2 pseudogenes are annotated in these 1273 nt (G+C 41.7%); both read left to right on the top strand.

The annotated features are described in order from the left end of the window. Positions 1 to 197: 197 nt before the first annotated feature. Positions 198 to 923, top strand: a pseudogene (locus EV202_RS14945) (IS982 family transposase); the annotation flags it as partial. 255 nt (positions 924 to 1178) lie between these two features. After that, positions 1179 to 1273: pseudogene (locus tag EV202_RS15355) on the top strand (hypothetical protein); the annotation flags it as partial.

The following is a 1273-nucleotide window of genomic DNA, read 5'->3' as shown; positions in this document are numbered from 1 at the left end:
AGTTCGTCTTGGCTCTGACAACAAAGAAAGAGTCTGTAAGATGTATCCTATAGAGTTCTTTAAAGGAGTCATAAGCCCTGTCGAATATATAATAACGTGAGTTCGACGAATTATAGGTGTTTGTAAATTTGGTGATTAGCGAAATTTGTTGTATCTTTATAGTGCTAAAATACAAAGAATTACAGACAAAAATCGCTATGATCACCGAAGACAAAGTTACGGAAATATTTTGTATAGCAGACGACTTCTGCAAGTTTTTTGATGCAATGATGGCAAAATACACGCTAAAAGCGAACAATAAAAGAAAATATCATCGTGATTTCACGATGTCCAAGGCAGAAATCATGTTGATTATGATCCTCTTTCACGATTCAGGCTATCGCTGCCTGAAGCACTTCTATCTTGAGAAAGTATGCAAGAATCTTCGCCACCTGTTTCCTGAGGTTGTCTCATACAACCGTTTCGTAGAACTTGAGAGAGAGGTAGCCATCCCCTTGGCTCTGTTCATCAAGAAGGTTCTTTTGGGCAAATGCACCGGCATCAGTTTTGTCGACAGTACCCCTTTGCGCGTTTGCAGGAATCAGCGCATTCATATCCACAAGGTATTCAAGGGTATTGCCCAAAGAGGAAAATGCTCCATGGGATGGTTCTTCGGTTTCAAGCTGCATCTGATCTGCAACGAGAAGGGGGAACTGCTCAACTTCATGATTACACCGGGAGACGTGGATGACCGAAAGCCGTTGGGATACAAGGAATTTGTTGAGTTCTTATATGGCAAGTTGGTAGCAGACAAAGGGTATATAGGCAAGAACCTGTTCCAAAGGTTATTCATCGATGGCATACAGCTTATTACAAAGTTGAAGAGCAATATGAAAGGAGCGTTGATGAGTGTTTCCGATAAACTGTTGCTCAGGAAAAGAGCGTTTTCGTGCAGCAACAAGGCTTTGCTTGTAATTTCGGAGGCTCTGATTCGTGGGTGATTCTCTCGCCCATTGAGCAGAATATCAAACGCAAGATTGAGGCTACGGGAATACCCTTAAAGGATTGGGACATCCAAATAAACTATGGGATAAAAACTGGCTTCAATGATGCTTTTATTATTAGCACAGAAAAACGTGATGAAATATTAGCGAATTGCCAAACAGAAGATGAACGTGGAAGAACGGCTGAAATTATACGACCGTCTGTCCTTCAGTGGCTTTGTCGGTTTAGGCTTGGGTGACTGCGCTCCAGATAGTACAACTGTATGCCGTTTCCGTAACATTTTGGTTGA

This window comes from Prevotella heparinolytica (genome assembly GCF_004342845.1).
GTDB classification, from domain to species: Bacteria; Bacteroidota; Bacteroidia; order Bacteroidales; family Bacteroidaceae; genus Bacteroides; species Bacteroides heparinolyticus.
Note: the sequence above shows the minus strand (reverse complement) of the source record. Positions and strands in the feature narration are given on the sequence as shown.